Annotated in this window: 1 protein-coding gene (cut by a window edge); it reads left to right on the top strand. The window is 64.5% G+C overall.

Annotated features, from left to right (window positions below; all coding sequences use genetic code 11):
* A protein-coding gene (locus tag ABZ293_RS20495; RefSeq protein ID WP_355182775.1) for an MFS transporter crosses the window boundary here: on the top strand, nucleotides 1-24,650 show its 3' portion. 17,866 nt of this gene lie to the left of the window's left edge; only the last 24,650 of its 42,516 coding nucleotides appear in the window; the start codon falls outside the window, past its left edge; it ends in the stop codon at nucleotides 24,648-24,650.

Raw genomic sequence — 24,650 nt, 5'->3', positions numbered from 1 at the left:
GGGCCCAAACACTGTCCAATGCTGAGGTGCAACGGCTGCTCGCGCATGCGACGGACGAAGTTGCCGCTCATCTCGAGGCATTCCGCCGTGGTACGCCACCTCCCGCTAACGCCGCGGTGGGCGCGACGCTGTTGCTCAATGTCGCGGTGCGGGAGCAGTGCTACCGATTCCAGGCGAATCCCCTTGCGGAAGACATCCCCGACTACGCAACGCTTTTCGACCTCGGCCGAGACCTCAGGGATCGCCTGCCCGCGGCTCGGGCGCTGTACGCCGCCGCGAATGCGGTATTCGGCCTCGCCGGTGCGCTGGCCCTCGAAGCACCCGAAGGCACACCCCGCAGATTCGACAATCCAGCTGAAGAGCTGAATTTTCTGGACAGCCTTCCGGCCCACCTCGGACGCGTAGTCGAGAATATGACCTCGGCCGTCGAATCGATCCCCGGGGGGAATAAGTGGTCGTTCCCCAGGAATTCCCGGCCGAACGCAGAGCGCACCGAGTATCTCAACTCGGCGATTGTACAAATAAACGAGCTGAACAAACATTTCGCAGTACGAAGGACGGATTGGTCCGAACATATCGACAGTTATCTGCGGGCCAGACTGGTCAGTGGCTTCGACACCGAGATCGCCAACGCCATCGGCGCACTCCATTCAGCAGCGGACGCCTTCGCTGCCGCACAAACCGGATCGGACCGAACCTTCGCCGAAGCCGCGGCACCATTCCTGCCGGATATCGTCACGGTCGCCCAATATTATCTGGCCCGATCTCGCCAGCCCGCGACTGCATTCAATCTCCTCCAGCAAGCGAGTCGCGCCTTCGCGGCCAGCGTCACTCGCCTGCCCGGTCGGCAACCGTTGCACGACGCAGCCCAACTGATAAAGCTGGTCCACAATGCGATTGCCGAGCGCCGAAAGCCGCGCTCGGATTTTCAGGATCCGATGATGATGCGCGGACACGCGTTCACCTACCTCGTGGACGACACGAAGTTCCCCGAATTGCTCGCACAGACAGTCCGCACACTGCGCGCAGAGGCAGCCACGTCCACCAGCACAGTGGCGGACACGGCGTCCAACGAGTCGACGGCCGGGCACGCCGCAGGTCCTGTGCCGAGCCGAACCCAGCTGGACGGGGCAGAGATGAATTTCCGTCCCGAGTTCGACCCGGATCGGCAGGTCGAGGTCATCGTCCTACGAGAGGACAAAAAGGTTGGTTTCATCGGGCCGGACGAGAAGCCATACAACACAAAGGTCCCCAAAGGCGATTATTTTCTATTGCTCCGCAACGGTAAGTTCATCACTACTCCGAATCCAATCGGCGAGCACCGGCTCCTGTACATGTCCTATCTGGCCCAGCACGCCGATGAGAACGAGCGCCGTGAAAGCGAGAATCCGCACGGCCCGAGCATCATTGCCGGAGCCGGATACTGGCGGATAACCAAGGGGAAGCCGGAATTGGTCGGTGTCTTCAGCGGCTTGATCCTCGACCATGCGAAGCAGAGCCCCAAATTCTGGGCACAAGTGCGCTACCGCCTGAGCCAGCGGTTCGACCTGTCGACGATCTACTTCGAATTCGATCACGAGAATATTGGCACAGCATGGTTGGACCCGCCGCAAAACAGTGGCTCGCACTCGGCGGCGGAATTGATCCCGGAACCCGGTTCGCTCAGAAACCGATACGCTATCGCCAAATTGCTGGCCGAACACCTCCGCGGCGGCGGTGACGACTTCTGGTTCGAAGTCGAAGACGTCCGGGTCCTGTCCGGCGGTGGGCTGTCGTTCGATGCGATCATCCATCCGGTGCTCGGCGAACCCGCCCGAGCAACGATCGACGCTAGTCCGGCGAGCCGAACGGCGACGGCGCGATATCTAAATTTCGATCCCGGACCGGAACCCGAACGAACCTATCCGGCTTTCCGCACCGTGCACGGCGTGTTGACCGAATGGCTGGGCGCTTCGGGCTTCACGTGGGCGGAGGGCACAGCAGCGGTACTCACCCCGGCTCCGCGGACCGTCCACGACGCCCCGGCCGCCCCGCTCGGCGAGCCCGACACCGGCGGTCGGCAGCAGCCAGTTGGCGAGGATCCCGGCACCGAATATCACGAGCCCCTTACGGACCGGTCCGCAACCGCAGACCAACCGACGACGGTGCGCACCCCGTGGACCGTCGTCGATCCGAGCCCTCCTCCGCAACGGCCACCTGCCGCGCAACCTGGGCACCCACGCGCCCAAGACAACTCGACCGCAGGCATACCCGAGGCTCAGCCGAGGAACAGCACAACGTCGCCGACGCCATGGAGCACTCACCGATCTGCCACTGCGGCAACCGAGCCCGCGGACCCGGATCGCCACGAGCCGGAGTCCGCAGCAGCCCACACCACCGCTACCGACACCACCCCGCAAACCAGCGATCACCCAGCACAAGGTCGAAAACCAAAGGGCAACAACCTGATCGGCAACTGGGGTGTCGGCGACCCCTGGGACGGAGACGAGAAGAAGCGGCAGCCGCGATGGAAGCAGATGCAAGAGCTGATGCAAGTCCATATCGACGGCGGCGGCTTCGGAAAAGAAGGCCAGCATCAACCTGACCCCGCAGCGGTGGATGGCGAGTCGCCGACTTCCACCGACGACTCACAGCTGCACCACGATCAGCACCATCTCAGCCGCGCCGCGCACACATTGGATACCAACGGCCGGGATGCGACGAAAGCCGAGGCAACACGCCCTGACGCCCCGCCAACCGACGAAGCACTTGACCCTGCAACGCATCCCGCGTCACAGATCATCTTCCGGCGGATGCTGGACACCGTGTCCGATCCGTGGGTGGCGGAGGAACTGACCGCGCAGGTGCATGCGCGCGCGGCTCGGTTGCAGCCGATACCGGACGCCGCCGCGGAGGAGGCGAGATTGCACGCGATCGCGGGTGAGGTACTCGCCGATCACGACACGAGATTCGACCGACTGCGCTCCGGTGTACGGGCGGCACTCGCCGACGGGGTCGCCACAACGACTGGCTCTCGTAGTGAGAGCTTGGTGGGCGCGAACGAAGCGGCCTTGCGGCGCGCTCTCCGCAGACTGATTCCCGCGGAGCAGCGAGTGGTAATGCTGCGATTTGCCGAGGATGCATCTTTGGCCGAAGTGGCCCGCCGGACCGGGCTGACACCACGCGATGTGAATAATCTGGCGCGGACCGGTGCGGGCAACCTGGCCGACGCCGTCGCCGCCGACCTCGCGACACACCCGCGACCCGAGGTGCCCGCCGCGGCAATAGTCACGGCTCTGAGCGGCGACGCGATTGTCAAGCGCATGCCGACGGTGGTTCGGGAGGCGCTCGACAACAACCCGCAGGCACTACAGGAAGGCATCGAACAACTCACCCCGCTGCAGCGCCAGGTCCTCAACCTCCGATTCCGGCGCAAATTGATGCCCGAGCCGACAGCAAAAGTATTGGGCCGCAGCTCAGCCGCCATCCGGACGATGCAGCGGGCCATCTTCGTCCGGCTCGCGAAGCTGCTGGAGGCGACGGCGGGCAACGAGCCATTGAAGGTGGTCAAGGAGGCATTGACCGACGACGATTCGGATGCCTTCGAACGCTGTTTCGCCATGCTGAGCGCCAAGCAGCGCCTGAGCATAGAGATGCGGCTGATCCAGCCACAGCCCATCAAAGCCATCGCTCAAGCGCTGGGACCGAACCACAGAAACACCTATTACCGTGGCATCCAGCGGCTTTCGGCGCTCCTGCTCGGTGACGCCGAGGCACGAGCCGGTGCGGGCCCGGACCTGCAATTGGTCAGAGGAACCCCCAAGGAAACACTCCGGGACGCCATCGGTGAGCTGACCAACCCCAGCCATCAGGAGTGCCTAACATTGCGATACCTGCGCGGCCTGACGCAGGACGCAGCCGCAGCCGAGATCGGCTTGGGCATCAATGCTTTTGCGATACGCGAATACCGCGCTGTAGGCAGAGTCGCCGAACGGCTGCGTGTAACTGCCGCAGCACCCGAATCCGCTGAGCAACGCACCGAAGCCGGTCCCCCACAGCCGATTTCGGGCACCATCGTCGTCCGAAAACTCGAGGGCGTATACGGCGATAACCGCTCGCTGGGTGGAGTGGTGAGCGCCGGAACTGTGGCAGATGGCTCGAATTCGCTTGTGTTGCAGGCGGTTGAGGCGGAGGGACCGAGCCACGGGGACCTGCGAAAGAAGTCCCTTACTCCGGACCTGATCCCGATCACATACAACTCGATCACGGTGCACGTCCATATCGACTATCGCGACTATCCCGACACCGGCCCCTTCGCGTGGGTCCTGTTCCTCAACCCCGATCTTGACAACCCCGACTTCAACAACCTGCGCGACGGAATCGATGACGCTCTGTTGAATCGCTTCCCTGGCAGAGTGATACAGGTCGACGAGGAGTACAACTTCGGCGAGAGCAGACGGAATCCCGACCGTGTGTTGCGTGGCCCACAACGCGAAATCGGCCCGCGCCCATCAACCTCCGCAGCACCGACCGCCTCTCCCCCGGGGCCGCAGGTCCATGGCTTCGACCAGCGTGCAGCCCTCGACTCTTCGGGGGTCGACCAGGCCCCGCAACGCCGCAACGCCGTCTCCGACCTGGCGGACCTGAACGACCCCGAGCAGCCCAAGCGGTCCGCGGGCGGGCGTCCGACTGGTGGCCAGCCTCGCGGTGCGGCGGAGTCCTTCTATCAAGAAGTCGATCCGGCCGAGTTGGTCGACGCGGGCAGGCCACAACGCGGCCCGAATGCGCATGTTCCCGGCGATGTGCCGCTGGTGGCCATGGGATTCAATGTCAATCCGCGCGACGGAATGCCGTGGGGTAGCGCCGATCACCACTCACGTGATCGAAACAACCCGGGCACTTCGGAGACGTCCGAGAACCAGCCGTCTACCACGGGCGCGGGCTCGGACTTGCGGCAGGTGCTCGACCAGATCTCGAGGCGTTTGCGCCTCGATGGCCGCGGTGGTGCCGAATTCGACGCCGAAGGTCTGACGCGACCGCAAATCGAGGTGTACCAGGAGCAGTTCGCCATACTGAGCGGGGGTTCAGGCGAATTCCATGACCAGGTCATAGAGCAGATGCGCCGGGCCGCGCTGGATGCCCCGCTGGACAGGTACCTCAACAGGTACGGCTTGGTCACTCCCGTCGATGAATTCCATCCTCCCGAAGGAATCGAGGGGGAGGTCGACTCCAACGGGGTGCTGGAATTGAACATCTATGCAACCGAACGCACGCCGAGCGGGACGGAGATGTTCGGCCACCTGATGGACGCCATCGGCCATCACGTGCGGAGCATCCGTGATTTCTGGGAGGTCGGTCACGGGGAACGCGATAACCTCGATACCTTCAATTCGCTGATTCAGGATCTGTGGTTGTCGACGGAGGATGCGGCGCTGGGCACGCATACCGCGAAGATCGCCGCCCCGTACGGATTCACCGAAGCCACGATCGAGGGACTGATTGGTCCTCCGGGTGAGTATTCCCACGTCAGGGTGTTGTTCACCAAACCAGCAACCGAAACCACCGAGCCCCCGGCGCGTACCGAATCGGAAACTGCTGCTCCCACACCGCCTGAGAGCAACAAGTCCGGCGAACCCGAGCCGCAACCGAACACCGGAGTCGAACCGAGCCCACAACTACCGCCCAGCGGCGACGGCGCGGTGGCAGAGAATCGAAATGCGGACGCCGCAAGGTTCGGGATCAGCGCGATAGGTGACATCACCGGTGGCCGCGCCGAGGGGCTGGAACCGGATCCGCCGCTGCGGCGCGAGCCAGGTCTGTTCGACCCGGTGCTCGATGGGTTCGGCCGGAATCCGGAAGGCCGTGCATTCTGGCTGCCCGGTAAGCGGAGGCAACAAGCGGCTGCCAGCGCGGCCGCCGAACCCGGACAGACGCCGGCCGCCGAATCGGCACCGGCATCGCCCGCCGGCCCGACCAAGGAACCCGAAACGCCCGAAGAGTCGGTCTCACCGAAGCAGTTGCTTATCACCAACAAGGTGTATCGCGACCAGTTGTACATTCCGAATGCCCTCTCCAACATAGGTTTCAGCATTCAGGAGTCGGCCCTGCCACTGTTGATGCTGAAACTGACAGGTTCGCCGATGGCGGCGGGCCTCACCTCATTCGCGCCCTTGGCAGCGAAGGCCATGGCCGAGCCCCTGGCGGGCTATGTCGCCGACTTGCAAGACCGCGTCAAGACAATGCAGATCGCGCAGTGGGGAACTGTCACGGCCGCTACCGTCGCCGGTAGCGCGGTGGCCCTCGGGGTCCCGAATATCGGCCCGGTACTCGCCGGGACAACCTTGGTCGAGGCGTTCTTTTCGACGTTTTACCTGCGCAGTCTCCTGGGGACGGTTCGAGATCTGGTCACCCCCGAGCAGCTGATGGCAGCGAACCGCATGGCGGAAATCGATCGGTATGTCGCCGGTACCGGTGGGCGCGCGCTCGGACCTATCGTGCTGAATGTGGCGAACTCGCTGCCCTTCGCGGCGAACGGCGCCTCATCTCTGTGGATCCTGAGGGCGCTGTCTCGCCTGCGAGAGTCTCTCCCGCCGCATGTCCCGAAGGACCGCCACGCATTCCGCGACATATTCACCGATATCGGCGACGGCGTGCGGGCGGTCTTTGATGAGCCATTTCTTCGCGAATACTCCCTGGTCACGGTCGCCACCAATGCGGCGTTCGGGATTTTGAACCTGCGCACGGCCGCCATCATCGACCAGGCCCACATGCACGATGCGGCCAGCGCGGCGGTCGTCAGTGCCGGCGCTATCGGTGGCGTAATCGGCGGGCTGCTGCCGAAGAAGTTGATCAGCAAGACCAAAGTCGAGCTCCTGTACCCGACCGCGCTGTTCGGCTTCACCGGAGTCGCCGCACTCCAAGCCGCAACCCCCAACCCCTTCGTCGTGGCCGCTGGTGCACTCGGCACCTCGATAATCGGTGTCGGCCTAAATGTCCGGGTGGCAGGACACCTACAGCAGACCGTTCCCGAGGAGCTCTACAACCGGGCGACCAGCGCGAGGGATCTGGTCTTGTACTCCGGAGCGGCCGCCGGTCCGCTGCTGGGCGGCGCCCTGCTTTCGGCACAGGGAATCTTCGTCCCGGGCTGGATAGCGGCTGGCATCATCGGTGCGGGCGCCGTCGGCGTCGCCGCGCACCACGCCGCAGCCATCGGTGGCGCCGCGCACCAGTTGATCAGACGCCTGTTCGGCCTGCGCCAGCGCGAATCCGAAACCCTGCCGGTAACCGAGACGGAAAGCAGCGGTGCCCATCCCGACTCCACCCGGGCAGACGGTACCGATCCGTTGGTCGAGCTGATCAGTGATGTGAATCCGTTGGGCAACGAGAACAACTGCGCCGAATGCGCGATCGTCACCGACCTCAGAATCGGCGGCCGCACCAACATGGTCGCCGCACCGTCAGAAACCGGCCGAACCGGTGATCACGACACCGACAGCCGATACCACCTGCCCTTCATCGAAACCCATTACCAGACAACATTCCGAACCATCCACAACCTCACCGACCTCGAACACGAACTCACCAACAGCGACCACCTCGCTCGCGGCATCCTCGTCTACTACGACCACACCCAGCTCGACGAGAACAACCACCCCACAGGACACGCGGTCAACGTCGTCAACGAGCACGGCACCATCCGCTACCTCAACGGACAGCAAGGCAACGACGCCACCACCAATATGCGCGCAGCCGGTGCCCGACTCACACCACCCCAACGCCAAGGCGGCGCCCACCAGCCGACACTCGAGGCCTACTTCATTCGAACCGACGACCAATACACCGGATTCCAACACGGCGCACCCCACATCAGAAAACCCGCCCTCAACCGACCCATCGTCCGCGGTGGCGCGCAGCGCGGCAGCCCCAAGCCCGCACCCGAGCCCGAGCCCGAGGAGCCGACAACTCTACAACCCGACCGAGCGGATGCGACGACAGTCGATGCTGCACAGGACAACGGCGGACCGACCACGACCGACCGTCGCCCCCAGGCAAGCGCCAACCAGCGTTCGGCCGAACAGCGCTGGCTCCTGGATTTCCGGAATCGGATCTTGGCAGAGTTCGCCGCCAGTGTCGACGTCGACCAATTCCAGCCGGAAATCGCCGCGGTGGGGCGCGCAAATAAGTCCGAACTGCTGCGCGCCCTCGACGCTCTGGCCACTTCTGGTCAGCAGCAGCGTAGCCGCGTACTTTGGCCGATAACGCGCGGCGAGGAAAATGTGCCGGTCGCGCAACTGGTCATCACGATCGCGGCAATACGTGGCGTGTACCCACAACTGTCGATCTCGCCGACGGCGACAGCTCGCCGGGGCCGCGCGCTGTCCAATCGTGAGATCCAGGTGCTCAATCTGATCGCGCAGGGCCGCACGATCCAGTCGATGGCGAAAGCGCTCGGCGTTTCCGTTCCTACGGTGTGGACCCATCGCAATCGCCTCGCGGAGAAGCTCGGGATCAGTGTGGCATCTGGCGGTACCAACGAGGAGGTCGGCCAGATCGGTCGCGCCTCGACGGATCCCGCGCAGCCCGATGAGAACGACATTACGCCCGACCCAGAAATCGACCGCGCGGCAGCCAAACTGGGGGCGTTCCTCGCTCCCTCGGCCGCGGAGCGCGCGGCAGACCGACTGTCCGCATTGCTGGCTCCCACACCGGATGAATCTCTCCTGGAGCGCGAGATGGACGCGGCGGTGGGGCGCGAGATCGACCCTGAACTCGCCCACGTGCTTCGAGACCTGCCCGAACAAGCAAAGACATTTGCTCGTGCCCGAGCAGACAGCGACCAGGTATTCGCCTCCGCCGCAGCGGATTACCTCCAGGGCCTGGTCAGGAGTGCGCTGTACTACCTGACCGCCACTCGCAGTTCCGCCTTCGGACTCGGAGAGATTCGCCGTGTCGACGAAGTACTGGCAACGGTCATTGCCCGGCTGCCCGCTCAGCAAACCCTGCAAGATGCTCGCGGCGTGATTCAGCAACTACAGGAACGCCTTACGGCGCTTCATGCCGAGCCCGCATCCTTGCGCCGCCGATCGGCACGGATGCGGGTACTCACACTGCGCCAACTCGGCAGCGCCACTCCCGGCGCAGCCTCGCTTGACGACGCGCTGACGCTGCTACGCAGCGGTCTCCCACAGGCCACCGCTGGAATCACATTGTCGAGCGAGGCCAACGCGGGTGCGCCGCAGACCGCAGGGCCAGGTGCCGCGGCCAACGATCCCCCCGAGCAAGAGCGCCACCCGCGACGCGCAGGCGGATCTGCTGGGCTCCGTGCTAGCACGGCGGAATTCCACGAAAACCCTGACAACAGGCAGGAGCGGGACGGGGGCACGCAGCCGGGTGCTGCCTTCAGCCAGATACTGCCGGAGGCCAGCACAGCGGAGGTGATCGGACGCGGGTCGGCCGCGCTGTCGGAGAACCGTGCGTCGACACCATTTCCCGAGGAAACGGCGACACGCGTGCGCGGGATCGCCAACGAGCGGGTCGCCGCCCAACAAGCTCTCGCCGAACTCGGCCACCCGGACGCCCTGATACTCACTGGTCCGGACGGCACTGCGGTATGGCCGACCGGCGTGATCGGCACAACCACGACCGTCGACGATGACTACGCCGCCGCGGCGGTCATCGATGCGGACAAGGTGACCTCGATCGGAATCAATGCGGAGCCGAACGCCCCACTGCCCAGCCGCCTGCTGAACAACGTCGCACAGCATGCGGAGCAGACCTGGCTGCGCGAGATCGGCACCCGCGGCGGGGTGCACTGGGACCGAATGCTGTGGTCCGCCAAAAAGAGTGCCAATGAAGCGGCCCTCCCCCTGACCGGACGCCGACTCGGTTTCGGCGCCATGCACACCGCCGTCGACCCGGCTGCCGGAACGTTCCATATCCGCCTGGAGGCGCCCGTCACCACCGAATCCGGCTGGACACTGACCGACCTGTTCGGCCGCTTCACTATTGCGGACGGCCGAATCCACACCGCCACCGTCATCCCCAAGTTCAACCCCACGACGAGCGCACAACCGTCCTCAACCCCGGAGTCCGCTGCGGCCACGGTGCCCTTTATCGATACTCCGGCGACGGAACCAACCGCCGAGACCGAGCGGCGCACGGAACCCGGAACCGATCCCATCGATCAACCCGCCGCCGAACCCCCGCACATCCCAGGCGGATCCGCAACCGACGGACCAACCCCAGGCCCGGTCACATACGTCCACGACTTCGACATCGACCGGGCAGCACGCGGCCTCCCACCGCTACGCAAGAACCACCGACCGCTCAAATCCGGAACAGGGCTACACGGCAACGAAATCGGCGGCACCGTCTACCACCACCACGCCGAAGACCCAGACGGCCGACCATACCCGAACACCCACGACTCGACAGCACCCAGCGACGCCGGGCACCAACCGGAAGACGATCCGACGACTCCGCACGAACCACCGGGCGGTCGTCATCGACTCGGACCGAGCGGCGCACCAGGCGAGTCGCCGACTGCACCTGTCGATGAGGTTGCCAGCGAAAATGGCTCGACCACAACGGAAGCCGATACGGCACGGCACGACGCGCTTGCAGGACTGGAGGCGGCGCAGGCCGAACTGGCCGAACTGCTCGGAGGAACGCCGGATCTGGTGGTACCGGGACAGCTGCGCCAAGCGGTGGGCATCGTCGCCGCGTGGCTGCGTCCTGTGCTCGCGCGGGAAGGAGCCCTGGCGGCGATCGCCGCAACCGGACGGCTCGATGAACTCGTCGAATGGATCAGATTCCGGCTCGAGCTGCACCGAGATACCGAGCGGGCAACCCTTGATGCGTTCAAAGGCAAACCGACAGACCTTCGGGTCCAGGAGCAGGTGCAGTCCCGGCGCAACAGGTTGTTGCAACGAAACCTGACTCTGGAGAACGACCTGGCGGCACTCCTCGGAGTATCGAGACCGGGTCACCTCGGCAACCCCTCCCCCAAGGATCCGCTGGCCGAACTGCGCCGGATCGCCAACGAGACCGACTCACCGCGGATCGCATCGTTCGTCGACACGGTCGACAACCTCTTTGCCCACCACGCCGCGCTCCTTCGCGCCGAACAGCAGGCAGCAGCCAGCCTGTCGACTTCGCCGAACAGCGAATCATCCTCGGCCCCAGTAGATTCCGAAGCCGAGTCGAAGTCGGAAACCATGACAGAGCCGGTCGGCTCCGATACCGTTGCGCACCCGCCTACCCCCGCGCCTGAACCTGCGGTACCACCCGCACGCGAGGCCGAGGTGCTGCGCTTGGTGGCCGCGGGCATGACGGACACCGAAATCCTTGCCGCCATGGCGTCGTTCGATCACGCAGCCACCGCCGAAACGAGCGAAGCCGTCGAGATCGATAACATCGACGAACCCGTGGATGCCAGGGCAAGGATCGAAGCGACCGGGTTGCTCACCGCTGGCTTCTCCGTGCCCAACCCACAGTCCACCGGGCTCTATGTCGCAAGTGCGCATGAGACCGGCTCCGCACCGCGCCTGATCCACGCCGGGTCGCGGCCCGACGGCAACCGGGGTGTCGTGGCGAGCTTCCTCGCCGAAGGCTATGTCGCGCATGGCAGCTACCGCCCGTTCACACTGCTGGCACCTCAACTTCCGGCCCAGTTCGCGACCTGGGTCGGCAAATCGGAACCGGATGCGATGGCGTTCGCCACGTCGAATATCGACCGCGCGATGTTCTTTGCGTTGTGCGTGTGGCCGGGCAACAGTTCCGGTGGATGCCAGCACTGGACACCGGACAAAACGGCGATCATCGAGACGTTCGTGCTCGGCCGGACCGACCGCGAGACCGCAAGTGCCCCGGGGCATCGCGGATATGTACTGATCTTCCCCGCGGACCAATTCCGGCGGGCGCACGCGCCACAGTTCTATGTCACCGACCGCCCGGTTATGCCAGTGGCGATCGTCGAGGTGACCCCTGATGCCTGGACCGGGCCGCCAATTGCCACGCTTCCGTCGACTCGTCGGGGAGGCGACCAGCACCAGCCGTTCGGTTACAAACTCGGCGGCGACGAACTGGCCACGATCGTCGAGCGCTCACGTCCGATGGCGGAGCTATCGATGGGATCGGTTCGCGGCCCGGATCTTTCGAAGCTGTCCGACGCGGGCAAACTCGAAGAGGTCGAGCTCTACCGATCGACCACCGAGGCTCGGCCGCAGCTGTCGGGCTGCGCCTATGGCAAACATGTCACGACCCCGATCAGCGGCTGGACGTCGACATTCAGCCCGGATCTCGAATGGCGCGCGACGCTCGACACGACCGGATGGGAACCCGAGTCCGGGCGGCCCCTACCCCTTGGAAAGCCCCTCGCACGTCAGTCGGAAGGCCCACCGCCACAACGCGCGCTCTGGCGGCCCGGTCTGCCGCCGCCACCGTGGCCCGCGAATCAGGTCGACCAACACGACCGGCTCCCACGCTGGGGCAGCAGAACCGCCACATCCGCACGCGACGAGGGCGCCGACTCGCTGGTCGGGCTCGTACGCGCCGAACAGCAGGTAGCAGCCAGCCTGTCGACTTCGCCGAACAACGAATCATCCTTGGCCCCCGTAGATTCCTTCGATAAGGCAGCCACCCCCGGGACGAGCGAAGCCGTCGAGATTGATGACATCGACGAACCCGAGGATGCGAGGGCAAGGATCGAAGCGACCGGGTTGCTCACCGTGGCGGGTCATCAGTTCGAGATCGAGCTGATGCAGAAGGCCGACGGCGATGTGGGCCCCGACTATCTCATCGATGGAAGATCGTTTCACTACTATGTAGCGGGCAGCGGCGACGTCGATACGTTCGTCGCCGGACTCGCGGAACTCGCTGCCGCACAACAGGCCGACCGGATCGTGGCAGATCTTTCCGAGGTACCCTTCACCCCAGCAGACCTCGGCGCGCGCCTGCGGCAACAACCGCTGATCAGCGGCATCGCGGAGGTCATTGCGGTCGACCACTACGGTTATGCGGTACCGGTCTTCGATCACAATGCCGTCCTCGCTACGGCTCCCGAGGTAAACGGCGTCGTCGTCGTGCTCGACACACCGCCTCGCCTTCAGGAGATCGCGGACGCGTCGAGCGATTGGACATCAGGTCTGGTTACCTCAGCCGAAATGCTGAGCTCGGCAACGGATATCCCCGAAGAGCCTAGCGCGAGGGGCAACCGCCGGACGCTGACCCTGCACGTAGTCCAAGCAGCGGGAGTCAGCCACCACCAGATCCGAGATGCGCTCGAGCTGCCACCGCCGCCCGGCATCGAGATCACCAGTAACGATCTGACGGTACCTTGCGAAATCGCGCTCTACCGTTCGGTGGCGGACGGCCCCATCGCTTACATCACCTACGGCATGCCCGACGTCGACAATCCCGAATTCGACATTATGCGCCAAACCATCGACGCCGCACTGCAGAACCATTTCCGCGACGAAACGGTAACCGTCTATGAGTTCTACGACTACGGCTATACCGATCAGAGCGACGCGCCACGCCAACTGATCCCGGCGTCGGCCGCGACGGATGCCAACGCCCGAGCTGCCGAACGACCTTCGCCCAACCCGGAAACCGCCTCGGACACCGCCAATGCCACCGCCACTCGAACGAGTGATCCAGATGTCTCCGACCCGGCGCGAGAAGCGGAGACGGACTCGACCACGGCGGACGCGGGCTTGATCCGGAACATACCGCCCCTCGAGGTGCACACCGCCGACACCATCGACAACGAGCGCAGCTCGGTAGTGAACGTATGGCGCGTCGAGCACGACCCAGAACCCGCCGGGCACGATGCGCAGGAAAGCGCCGTCGAAGCGCTCGCCCAACCCCACGGCACCGACGGGAGCTGGCCTCGGGGCACCCGGAAATCCGGAGCACCGGACACCGATGCGCAGCCGGAGGTGCCGCATCAAGCTCCACCCGAGCCGACAGGCGCGGTCGTAGTGCATGGTGTGGACGAATTCGACGAGCTGGCCGATCTGGAGCCTGGACGTCCGGAGGGCGAGCTTTCCGGCGTCGTCTTCGCGGTCGGCACGGCGACGACGGTATCGACAACCCTTCCAGTGCGGATCGGCTCCGACGGGCGTCCGCGGACGTCGCTGTCTCTGCACACGCTCGAAACACCCGCATGGCACGACGAGGTGGAAGAAGCCCTGGAGCTGCCCTACCTCCAGCTACGGGCCGGCAACGTGACAGCGGAATGCCGGATCAGATATGTCGTCCTCGACAACGGGTCGATCGACGCTTACGTGATGTACAACCACGCTGCCTTGCCCGGCAACGATTTCCGTCTGATACGTGCCGCGATCGACACGGCTCTCCTCGAGCGCAGCTCCAGCTCGGAGGTGTCGATCACCGAAACATACGAGGCGGACGCGGACACGGCTGCGCGTGTTGTCAAACGGACGACGTCGCGACAGGCGTATTGGCGATGGACCGATAGTGGTTGGCAAGCCGACCTGAGTATCGGACAAACCACATCCTCGCTGGCCGCTCGGATGCGTGACGCCGAGAACGCGGTGGAGTGGTTGGTCGACCGGTTGAGCGAATTCGGATGGGGAACCGCCGCTGGAGTATCGCGTGCGGCCTCCGCGCTCGGCACGGTTGTGCTGGAGCCGCTGCAGCACAGCGACGCGGAGGTACAGATCATTGCGGCGGTCGCCGGAGCACACGATCCGGTGCGGGTGGAAGTGATCGACGCCGCCGACCGGGACCTGGATCTGGACCTGACCGGATCAATCGACGTCGACGACAGCGGCACATACCTTCTCGATGATACGGCCCAACGGGTCACGTGGTTCGAGGTTCGGACTGCGCCACCCGCACCGCCCGGTGGCGCCGGCAATGGCGACGAACCACCTCGGCCACCGAACGACGTAACACCAGTTGTTCCGTCGAACGACCTTGGCACCCAGCCTCTTCCGGAACAGCCGACGGCGCTGGACACCACTGACGATCCATCTACCACCGAGCCGGGTGCACAGCACGACGAAGACAGCGACGGGCCGAACCCTGGATCAACCAGTGCCGAGACGGCCCGCCACCACCCAGGCCACAACCCCTCAGCTGCCCCCGTCCGCACTCGCGCAGCCGACCCGGAGAATTCCATACAGCAATCTCCAGCCGATGGAACACGCGGGCCGGAACCGCATTTCAATCCCCACACCGACCCGGCCGAAGCAGCGGGTCTCGCCCCCGAACGCCACAAACACCGCCCCGGCTGGCGCCGATCCGCGATCATCCACCCCGACGCACACCTCGGCTTCCACCACGACGAGAACGGCCAACCGTGGGGCCAGGACGGGCATCGGGAAGCCACAGCGGATCCTGCCGAACCCGCCGCATCCGCTGCCGACAACGCCCCTTCGAACCCGAATCTCCCTGCCCCCATTGAACTTCCACCCATCTTCCGTCGGGTGCTGGAGACAGCCGAAAACGCCGTGCAGGACACAATCACCTACGCGCTACAGCCGGCGCAGGCGCTCGGTCTGGATACGGCGAATCTGCAGCAGAAGGAACCCGAGGAGATCCAGCGAACGGTCCAAGCGCTACAGCTACGACAACGCCAACAATTCGAGGCGATGCTGCGCCGGCTCGTCGCCGACGATGCGCTGAACGAGCTGCTCGACTACCAAGATGCGGTTTCCGAACTCGAGAGTCGCATCCGCGCACTGCCGCGTCATCTCGAATCCGCCCGAGCGTACGTGGACGTAGTTCGCGCAGCGCTCGCGATAATGGCGGTTCCGCAGGTATTTGCGGCCGCAGAAGTCACCCCCTTTGTCCATGACGACGGGAAGACTGTCGCGGGGATCGGGTTCGGACCGGACAGAGTGGTGGTCGCGTCTCCGCTGCGAGACCAACAAGCGCTGCTGGATATGCAGGTTCCGGGATTTCGTGAACAGGCTGCGGAACGAGGCATAGCGATCGACTACTGGCACGTTCGGATCGACGAGCGTGGCCGGCTCACCGTCGAACCGATATCCGGCGTGCACCACGAGCCGGAGCCCATGAATCAGTACTACCGTGATCGCGATTTCATCTGGTGGTGTAACGACCTGGTCGACGAACGGACCTTCGCCGAGAAATGCGTGGCAGCCTTTGCCTCCGGTGAGGCTTGGCGCATCCAGCTCAAAGAGGATACGGGTGACCCGACTATGTCCTTGGGAGTCGACCTTGTGGGATACGGAAATGGTTTTCGGCACATCATAAAGACCGTTCGCGATATCGATCAGCGCGACGCCGAGAAGCTGGCGCCCGTCACACTCGCGGATGCCGGCTCGCGGTCGGCCGATGTGGTGGTCGCCGATGAACTCGTCCCCGGTGCCAGCGAACTGGTGTTGTTCATGGCGTATGTGCCTGGAGTCGACGCGAGCAAGATATACGGTGCGTTCGGCGACGATGCCTGGAGGGATTTCTTCCACACTTGGGCAGGGCAGAGCCTCGGGCTCGGCGCCTCGCTGATCTGGCCCTGGGACCGGCACGAGCCGCAGAGCACGAACTGGCGGCTCGAGCTCGGCTTCATGGTCTGGCCGCTCGACAACGGCAACTCGTATCAGAAGCGATTCCCACCCGAGGGGTTCGCCTTGCACTTCGTCAAACTTCACAACGGCAAGATCGAATGGAAGAAACATTACCTTCCGCGCGAGAGACTCGCGGCCGTCCGAGAAGGTGTCCTCACCTCGAAATCGGCATACGACCAGCGCAATCGAACCGACTGGTTTCAGGGTGTGATCGACAACCTCACCCAGATCGAAGGTAGTGCCTGGTACAACAACCGTGTTGATCAAACCGAGGCAATCGGGACTCTGGTAGCACTTCGCGACCTCCTTGCCGAACGACTCAACATTCCGGGCTCGAACGATCTTCCGCGCCCCTACGACGAACTGACGCCACGCGACTGGCGGGACATCATCGTGCGTAAACGCGAGAGAGTGCGCCGGTTCCTCGCGGCCGATCCGGCCGCCGACTATATGAACCTGGACCTCGATACCCTCGACAGGCTGACCAAGCTGCTCCTGCACGCCCAGATGCAGGAGGTCACCGCCGCCGACCTGAACGACACGCGGGTCCACGTCGCGGACAGCGACGGCACGGGGGCGGCACTGACCGACGCCTATCTCGACGGTCTGGCACTCCGACTAGCCGAGTTGGAGGCACTCACTGACGTCTATCTGGATAGTCTGGCACTCCGACTGGCCGATCTCGAGGCGGCCGCACAGTCCGCGCACCCGGACGCCGAGTCCGACGCAGCCTGGGACGCGCGGTTCGACCAAGAGATCCAGCGCACGACGAACCGCGCAGTTCACGACGAACCGACCCCGCAACCCATCGTCGCGCCCACACCGGCCACGGGCACACCGAAGACTTCGCCGCAACCCGATCCGGGCGGTCACCCCATGATCGGGATGGGCAATCTCGACGACCCCTTCGGCGAAAACATCGTCATCGGGATGGACCGCCGCCGGATCGCCCGAATCGACCAATTCAACAACGACGGTGGGGGCGCTGGGAGCGGCGGACATCGCAAAACGCCCCCCGCCGACCGCGCCGACAAGGACAAACAGGCCGCGCAAACCCCGCAACACATTCCCAGCGGTGCCCACGCTGCCGAGGTGGCCGAGTCAGAAACGGACTACGCTCCCGCAAAGAACTCCACACAGGCGGACGTGCAGGCAACCGTCGCATCTGCTGATACGGCCCAACGGGTCACGTGGTTCGAGGTTCGGACTGCGCCACCCGCACCGCCCGGTGGCGCCGGCAATGGCGACGAACCACCTCGGCCACCGAACGACGTAACACCAGTTGTTCCGTCGAACGACCTTGGCACCCAGCCTCTTCCGGAACAGCCGACGGCGCTGGACACCACCGACGATCCATCTACCACCGAGCCGGGTGCACAGCACGACGAAGACAGCGACGGGCCGAACCCTGGATCAACCCGTGCCCAGCTGACGATCATGGACCCCGGCGCCGAGAACGTCGCTCCCGGACCCGAGTATTGGCGCCCGGTTCAGGACGCGATCAAGAGAGTGGTGGCGATCGACCCTGAGGGATTCGGATACCTATTGAAGATGCCGATGCCCCGAGACGGGGCACCATTCGGGGCCGACTGGGTCAGCAATCGGCGGGACTGGTTCCACGCACTGTTCAAGGAAGACATCGACACGCTGCGGGATGTTGAGCTCACCGAGAAGGATCTCCTGGAACTGGCCCGGTTCATCCAGCGCTTCCCCGTATACATGACACTCGCGTTGATCAACGTGACCGGCTCGTCGATCGATCAACTGGTCCATGAGCACAAGATCGACTGGCGCACATTGTTCTTCACGCAGGAGAAGATCACGAAGGGCCGCGAGACCATCCCGGTCTGGAAGTTCCGGACGAAGCCGGTAGGCACCCCCGAACGGGCCAGCCGCCGGGATTCGACCGACGAGACCAGGTGGGCCAGCTGGCAGCGCGCCACTTCGAATGATGAACTCCCGCAACTGCTGCTGATCGCGGCCGGCATCATGCAGTACTTCTCCGGCAGGCCGATGCTGGACGACGACATCGAGCTGATGGACGACGCCTGCAGACGCGGAGTGATCACCGATGATGAGAACGCGTTCTGGAAGCGGCACCTGAAGGACGACCTGTGGTCGGCGGCGTTCTACCCCGGCTGCCGGTGGCTCGAGGCGCAGAGCGACGACTATCTGCGGGCTCGGGTCGACTGCGCCTTCATCTGGTCGAGAATCGGCTCTCGCCGAGCCGAGGAATACCTGATGGCAGTGACCGACAGGTACCTGCTCAGCACCGTCCTGCGGGAAAACACGGAATTCGTGTTGGGCGCCGCGAACGACATCGTGAAAAGCGTCGCCGGTCTGCTGCCCGGACGATCCGGGCAGCTGCTCCTGAAGACCGGACAGCACATCTTCGGGGGCATCACCGGCAGGATCGCAAGCACAATGCGCGCCGCGACGGTCTGGGCGGCGGACCGCGTATACCCGGCGCCGACGACGGACGCCGAGCCCGATAACTCCACGCCGCCCGAGGGTCACGCATTCGTCCCACCCGACCAACCGCCCGAACCACCGACGCCACCAGAGAAGGCAGCGACCGACCAGAAATACCCCGAAACTCCACACCAGCCGCCGCTCGAACCGGGCAACTCCGATTCCACCGATCCCGTGGCTGGGACCACTCAGCACAGCGCATCGGCCGCTACGGGAGCCGGGCAGCAGCAGCCACCCACGACGCCTCACGGCGGTGGCCGTGCCAACCTGCCGGGGCCATCGGTTCCATTCCACGAGTTCGACATCCACGACGCACTCGATCTGACCGCCCGACGCGGGCAGCGCCGACCGCGCGTGGGCGGGCCCGGATTCGCCGGGATTCCCTACGGCGGAGTCGTTTTCGACCGCAACCCCGATACCGGCCAGGAGTGGGAACCTGCCGAACCTGCAACACAACCTCCAGTTCAGGCCACCCCCGGCGAGGACGCACACCCGGACCAGCCCGGTCAACCGGCACCAGTCCCCGAAACGACACCAGAGCGGGCACATGCGTCGGTATCCGATCCAATCGGTGACCAGCCGGGTGACGGGTCCTCGCCTCGGGTCGGTTCCGGGGAGCAGACGGAACCCGAACTCGGCGAGATCGTCGAACCGGCCGGTGCCGCGCGCCACGAATCCCGGGGGTCTCGCATCGATGCAGAGCTGCTGTGGGTACTCGACGATCGATTGTTGCGCGCGAAACTGGAGGCGGGCTTCCCCCCAACTGCGACCTTGGTAGACGCGCTGAGCACGGCGATTCGGTCCGGTCGGCTGGCCCCGGGGCAGCCGCTGCCGTCGGCGGCGAGATTCGCCGAGCACTTCGGTTTGTCGCAGGCGACGGTCGGGATGGTCTATAAGCAATTGAAGAACCAACAGCTATTGGTCGGCCGCCACGGATCCGGGACTGTGGTGGCGTTTACCGGCGAGCAGACGGACAGCCATGAGCCCGGCGGCAATTCGGATTTCACTGTGCAGGGGGTGGTCGATTCAGCGCGTGTATTAGAGACGCTCGAGGATTGGTCGCGCAGTGCCGAGCCAGCGGTTGATACGTGGAATGTCGCGCTCCTCGTCGAAGGATTGCGTGCGGCGATCCTCTCCGAAGAACTGCTGGTGAACTGGAGAATGCCTGCGACCGCGGACCTCGCACCTGCCCTCGGAGTATCGAAATCGACTGTGGCAAAGGCATATCAACGGTTGCGCGACGAGGGGTTGATGGCGATCCGCCACGGTGCGGGCGCCGTTGTGGCGAACGGTGATGAACCGCAGGTGGTCGGCCGAGCGCGAACCGGCCCGACGCAGTTGCTGTCGCGTGCCGGCAGCGGTGTCACAGAAATCGTGACAGACGCCGACAGATGGACGGATAGCGTTGCGCCAGCGAACTATTCAAATATGATCTTGCGCCACCTAGGCGACTCGACGGACATGCAGCGGCTACTCGAGGACTGGTCGTTCAGCGAGTTGACGGCGGCTGGCCTCCCGGACTTCTTAGCACTGGCGGATGCCTTGCGCGACGGGATCATCGACGGCAAGTTGCCTCCCGGGCAGTCGCTGCTGCCAGATCGCGACCTCGCTGAGCATCTCGGGTTGTCCGTGGAATCGGTGATGAGGGCGTACGACCTGCTGCGGGACGAGCGGTATGTGCTGATCCGCCCTGACATCGGAATTGTGGTGGCGGATTCCGGCAGATGGTCCGACGATCACGAGCCTGGCGATGATCTGGATCTCGGTGCGCGCACGGTGGTCGGTGTGGCCGATCTGGTGGAGATACTCCTGGACGGGTCTTCGAGGACACTGCCGGAACGAATCGGTCCGCGCGTCACGATCCTCGTCGAAGGCTTGCGTGCGGCGATCCTCGACGGCAGGGTCCCGGTGGGCGGGCTGCTGCCTTCGACTCACGACCTTGCCGCAGCGCTCGGGCTGAATTCGGTCAGCGTTGAGTACGCCTATGGGTTGTTGCGAGACGAGGGGCGTTTGGCGACCGAGGGACGTATGGGTACCCCACGCAGAACCTGGGTGACAATCGGTCCCGACTTCGTTGCGGGCGGGCAAGTCTCGTCGGCGGGACTGCGGCGGCTACTCGGGGATCGGTCGCTCGAAGCGGCAGGTCCCGCGCCGAGTGGCGCGGATCTGCTTCGCGCGTTGCGGAAGGCGATCCGCTCGCGCATGCTGCGCGTTGGCTGGCGGCTCCCCTCGACTCGGGAGGTTGCCGCAGAGCTCGGATCGTCGGCGATGACCGTGTCACGGGTATTCGGACAGTTGCGCGACGAGGGGTATCTGACGATCGACAACGGCGCAACGACGGTAGTAAGTCGCCTCGCGGCAGGGGAACATCCGCTACTCGAGGACTGGGCGGCAATGAAGAACGTCATCGCGGCGGGGTGGGATTCCGGGACAGGTATCGGCGAACGGCTGTGCACCGCGTTGCTGGCCGGCGGGGGGTTCGAGGATTCCGATCGCCTGCGAACGGTTGTGGCGCAAGCGGACAGAAAAGCGATGGCACAGGCGCTGGTGGAGCGCAGTCGGTCCGGGCGAATCAGCATTGCACGACTGTTCGTGCAGGGGGAGACAGTGGATCGGACAGCACAGTCGCTCGGTTTGAGCGACGCGATGCTGCACGACGTGCTGCGCAACTCGCTTATCGGGTTGGTCGAGTCGCTGACCCGTTCCGCGAACCTGATGGCAGCCGACACCACCGATTCCGAGTCTGAGCTCGACTCCCGCGCGGCCGGCAATCCCGAGTCGCCAGCGCACCTGCCGCACGAGCCGACTGACGGCGAGTCCCCGGAGGCGCTCTCGGACACGGTGTTTCGCGAAGTGCTGCGCCTGGTGGGTACGGACCAGGTCGCCCACGGCATCGCCGCCGAGGCGGGCGCGCAGGCGGGCGATCACGATCCGGCAGCACTGCTCACCGTTGCCCGGAAGCTGGCAGTCGACCACGTGCGGCACGCACGGTTCAGGCAGGCGATCCTGTGGGACTTCATGTCCCCCAGCAATGACGCGTCGAACCCACTGGTCCGAGCGCTGGCGGGAGCGGATAGGCAGAAGTGGGATCGTGGTTTCGACGCTCTCGAGCCCCATGAGCGCGAATACCTGCTGCTGCAGTTCTGGGAAGGGCTTCCTGATGTCGCAGCAGCGGACACCCTGGACCTCACGGGGCGTCCACAGCAACTGACGACCGACACGATCCGCAGATTGGCGACGTTTCTCGCCGCCGACAGGTCTTCCACCAGTGCAGACACCGACTCCCCCGAGGGGCCCGAGGACGCAAGCGCGAACCCTGTGCCGGGCCTCCTGCCGATCGAGCAGTATCGGTATCTCGGTGGGACAGCAGGCGTGGACATGCCTGACGACGTCGCCTTGGCCATTATCGAGAAAGCGTTGCCATCACTCGCCTCGGCCATGAGTGGAAACTACAATCTCAACATTCGAGTCGGCCAATTCATGGTGCGCTTCGCCAAGTCCGGGGGCGATGGCCTCGACACCCGAGTCGAGCCGGAGGAGTGGCGGGTGCTCGAACTGCTCGCCCGATATGGTGTCGGCGGCGGGCCACAGGTGTACGTACCACGGGTATTCAAGGTGCTCCACGGGGTCGAAATGCCCGATGGCAGCCGAATCGATGGAGTCCAGATCCAAGGATTTGTGGACAATGCCGAACGGTTCGCCGATGTGGCGGACGCTCCGGTCGAGCAGTTGGTTGCCGCCATCCAGGAACTACACAGACAAATGCGTGCTATCCCAGTGGGGTCCGGCGGCACGGCAGAATCAGAACCTCAGGATGATCCTGGAGAATTCATACGCCAACTGGTGGACGAGCAGATGAAAATCCTCGAAGATGCACTCCCCGAGTTCGGCGCCATCCTCGCTGATTTGGAAGTACCGCAGCACCCGTTCGAACCCGTCGTCAGAATGTCGTGGTTCCTCGATTTGGTACGGAATCGTTTACTCCATACGGACCTGCATTTCGGGAACCTACTTTTCTCCCATTTCGAAAGAATTTTCCTCACCGTAGAGAATGCCCGCATAACCGTCTTGGACTGGGAGCTGGCCAGACCGGGGCCCACGGCCTACGACTGGGCCCGCCTCTACCACCTGGAAGGTGTTGGCCCTGCCGGCGGCATCATCTACGCCATCCTTCTGCAGATCCAGCGGATCATTCACGACGTCATCCGACTGACGCGCGCGGCGGCCTTCGGCCTCCTCACGCCAGAACAGATTCACTTCGCCAGTACCAAGTTGAAGCAGGCTTTCATGGCGGCACGGCCAGTATGGGGATACTGGCAAGGTCTGCCCGACAGGCCGATCGGTCTTGCGATCGGCGTATACGACCCGCCTCCGGCGCAGTGGACCGTCCCAACTGTTCAACCGGCGAAGACAGCAGGCCGCGCCCAACCGGCGACCGCCGAGTCGGAGACCACCGGCGCTGCGTTTTCCTCTACAAAACACGCGGCTCCAGCGCCGACCACCACACCGGCAGCACGAGTCGTTCCCACCACGCCGTCGACAGTCGAGATCGCGATACCCGATCTCAGTGCCGCATTCCCGAAACTCGAATCCTGGGCTCGTCGCCTTTCCGATGATCAGGCCCGGCAGTTGATGACTGATCTGCGTACAAGAATCATCGCCGACCTAGCGGCATTCGACGGTGGCGAGCCGCAGTCCACAGCCGAAGAGTTGGCAGGCGCGGCGCGTGCGCTGAACATGCTGGTCGCCGAATTGACTCGTCGGCTCGCCCGGAATGCTCCCGACCAGGTTTCCGACTATGCCTCGCTTTTCGAGGCAGCGCGGTACCTCGTGGATCAACTGCCGACGGCAAAAGAGCTCGCCGCCAGCGCGAATGCGGTGCGGGACAGTGTCGGGGCCATGGTCCCGCATCCCACGGATTCTCGCTATGTGACCAGACTGCACACAGTTCCTTCACTACTCGGGTGGAATGCTCACTTCGTCGAGCGGGCATTGGCGGCTGTCCCATGGAGCGAAGAATCCACCTTGCCCGCAGATTCCGATCCGGCGGAAACGCATCGGGGACCAATGGCTGTCGCCCACGAAAGAGTGGCATCGGACTGGGTGTGGAGGGAGATCGGGGACTGGACGGACGTTATCGACGGCTACCTACTTACGCGATCGAGGAATGGCTTTGCCCCCGAGCTGGTCCGCGCCTTGCGGTCTCTGCCCCACCATTCGGCGGCGTTCGTCCGCGCACAGCCCGGGTCGACCCGAGATTTCACCACCGCGGCCGAGCCATACCTGTCGGGCCTGCTCCAAACCGCAACGTACTACCTTGTCAATACCAGCAACTGCACGGCCGGGCTCGACCTCATTCGCCAAGCCGATGAAGCGCTGGCCGAGGTCGCTACCCGCCTGACCTCCCACCCGGCACCGCAGGATGCCTCGAACGCAATACACCAGCTACACATCGAACTTGCGGAACTCTACGAAGACCTGCCGGTCTATCGGCGCGCAGAGAAGATGTGCGAGGTCACACTCGATCGACTCCTGACAAACACACAAACCCAGGAGGCGATCGAACAGACGCTGGCGCTGCTGCGCCGGGCGGGCAACCCACCGAACGGCGAGCCCACGCATTCCGGAAGAGTCGATTGA

This window comes from Nocardia sp. NPDC005998 (assembly GCF_040614395.1).
Taxonomy (GTDB): Bacteria; Actinomycetota; Actinomycetes; order Mycobacteriales; family Mycobacteriaceae; genus Nocardia.
The sequence above is the reverse complement of the archived record's forward strand: the minus strand, read 5'-3'. Positions and strand labels throughout refer to the sequence as shown.